The sequence below is a fragment of the Rosenbergiella sp. YN46 genome, from assembly GCF_036620675.1.
Classification (GTDB): domain Bacteria; phylum Pseudomonadota; class Gammaproteobacteria; order Enterobacterales; family Enterobacteriaceae; genus Jejubacter.
In genome coordinates this window covers 1-2,405 of record NZ_JAZHEE010000075.1, presented here as the reverse complement: position 1 = coordinate 2,405, position 2,405 = coordinate 1, and the positions used below count along the sequence as shown (strand labels likewise).

The following is a 2,405-nucleotide window of genomic DNA, read 5'->3' as shown; positions in this document are numbered from 1 at the left end:
CGGTACTCCGCATAGCGGGTACCGCCCAGCTCCACCGCGCTGACCGCCACCCGGGTCACCTTACCGTTCAGGTAACGTTTACCCATCAGGGATCGGGTCGGGAGGGTCACCGTTATCGGCTGGCCCAGCAGGCTGCTGCGGTCGATACGCGCATCGCTACCCAGCAGCGTGACGCTCAGTTCAAACGGCTCCGAGAGCGCCTCGCGCCCGGAAAGTTTCCAGAAAAGCAGCCCGGGAATGGGCAACTGGACGGTAATACGATCTAACATGACGTTAATCCTTCGTCAGACAGCGGTAATGCGATTACAAAAAACACCCCGTAGGCCAGGGTATTCTTTTATAGTGAAATAATGAATCAGAATGTGATGAATTATGATTTTTATAATTCATGGGTTTTTGAAATTTAATATTGCGTAGTTTCCGAACCAATTCGCATAACGGCAATACGATCTTTTTTCCCGATTTTAACAGAAATCGGCAACCCCTTACGAAGCAGATGCATTTGCCCGGGTTCGATCAATGCTTTGGCAGCATATAATTTCTGCATATCATCCAGATAGAAATAGATATCAAAAAAGTAATTATTTCCATAACGGGTATTGGTCTGTTGCCAGGATTCAATTCGGGATTGATGAATTTCACCCGACCAGGAGTTCCTTTTCAAAAACATTCTTGCTGACCGAATGCTGGTTGAAGTCCCCGGGAAGAAAAAAATCACAACGATAAAAATGATTGGTATAGCAATACCAATCAACATAAACGTCAACTCCAGAGCCGATAAGCTTAAAAGAAAGTTTTTAATAGACATATGGAGCCCCAGATTATAATAAATATTTTATTATTCGAGACATGCCTCACCGTATTGGTTATCCTGGCCAGGTTAACAGTAACGTTATCCGTCTTTACTTCAAAAACCGTTTTCGACCAGTCCTTTAGCTTAATTGCCGCTGCCGCTAAAGTTGCAGTATTAGACATCGTCAAAATGGCTGACGTCACTCCCGAAACAGCAACATTATTTCCGGTAATAACTTCATTGAACGCCGTAATAGTCAACGAATGGATTTAGGTTGAATTAATTCTTTAGGAGCCTTCAGATCAATCCCAGTCTCACTCGTAATTGAAATCAGGAATTTTCATCACCCCTTAGGTGCCGAGTTAAAAATAAAGAAGCTATCAACATCGGCCTGAATTTCCTGATCATAAGCATCGCTCGGTGGCAGAACACCGATCGTCTTATCAGAGCTGTTCAAATTGAGCGGGCCGCTCATGGTATTGATTTCACCCGACTCCGTTGCAGTGAAATTAAAGGTCTTACCGATAATATTAATGGCACCGCCTTTAGTCAGCTCAATGGCACATTCGCCGCACTCCAGCCGCAGTGAATCTCCGGCACCAAGAACAAAGTTTTTCACCACCTTATCGGTCCGATCGCCCCCGGTTAGCGATGTGGCATCTTCCTTCACTCCGGTTTCCTGCTTCTTCGCCACCCTACGCACTTCGTTTTCTCCCACGAAGTGGGTGTAGTTTTTCTCAACGCTATGGGTTTCGTCGTTTTTAACGTTGGTGTCCATATTGCGTTCGGCCTGGATCCAGACCTGCTCTTCCCCCGCTTTATCCTCAAAGCGCAGGGCGTTGGCGGTATCGGCCGAGCCGTCTTTACTGCGGCTCAGGAAGCCCATCTGGGTGGCCGCCGCCGGTAGCGCCCACGGCGGCATACTGGCTTCGTTATACACCCGGCCTGTGACGATGGGACGATCCGGGTCGCCGTTGATAAAGTCGATCACCACCTCATCACCGACCCGCGGGATCTGTACACTGCCATACCCCTGCCCTGCCCAGGCGCTGGAAACACGCACCCAGCCTGAACTGGTGTCGTCTCCCTTCGCCAGGCGGTCCCAGTGGAACTTCACCTTTATCCGGCCATATTTGTCGGTCCAGATCGATTCCCCTTTCGGCCCCACCACCTTCGCGGTCTGCGGGCCGTAGGTGCGCGGCCACGCGGTGACCTGCGCCGGACGGAACACCACCGACGACGGGATCACCATAAAGTCCAGTCGGTGGATGGTTTCACCGCCGTCCCCGCTGGCGTAACGGTTCTCTTCAAACTGGTAGTGCACCGCCGTGGTCAGGTATTCACCGTTATCGCTGAAGAACGGCGCGTTCAGCAGCGCGAAGGTGTACCCCGGCGCCAGCCCGATGGCAGTGCCGGTGCCCTGAATCTGCTGGTGATCCACCTGCCAGCGCTCCTGGCGGATGCGGGCATAGAATTCACCGTGGCCGTGCTCCACGTAGCGCCCCGGCCAGTCGTACACGTCGATGCTGCCCGGTGTCGGCGACGCCGGGTTCTGCCGCGCCTGGAACAGCCAGGCGTTGGGCTTGCGGAAGTCGTAGTCGTCCAGGCTTAC

Annotated in this window: 3 protein-coding genes; all 3 read right to left on the bottom strand. The window is 51.9% G+C overall.

Translation table 11 applies throughout. The features are described from left to right. Window positions 1-269 (bottom strand): contractile injection system protein, VgrG/Pvc8 family (locus V3W49_RS22490; RefSeq protein ID WP_500148171.1); only part of this gene is annotated, 269 nt, incomplete at its 3' end. Between the two features lie 134 nt (window positions 270-403). Beyond that, the gene (locus tag V3W49_RS22485; RefSeq protein ID WP_500148170.1) at window positions 404-808 is read right to left on the bottom strand and encodes a hypothetical protein; all 405 of its coding nucleotides are present in this window, start codon (window positions 806-808) and stop codon (window positions 404-406) included. Between the two features lie 328 nt (window positions 809-1,136). Next, window positions 1,137-2,405 (bottom strand): type VI secretion system Vgr family protein (locus V3W49_RS22480; RefSeq protein ID WP_500148169.1); only part of this gene is annotated, 1,269 nt, incomplete at its 5' end.

Bases quoted from the DNA above. Each gene is read 5' to 3' on its own strand.
- V3W49_RS22485 (WP_500148170.1), bottom strand. From the start codon at position 808: ATGTCTATTAAAAACTTTCTTTTAAGCTTATCGGCTCTGGAGTTGACG.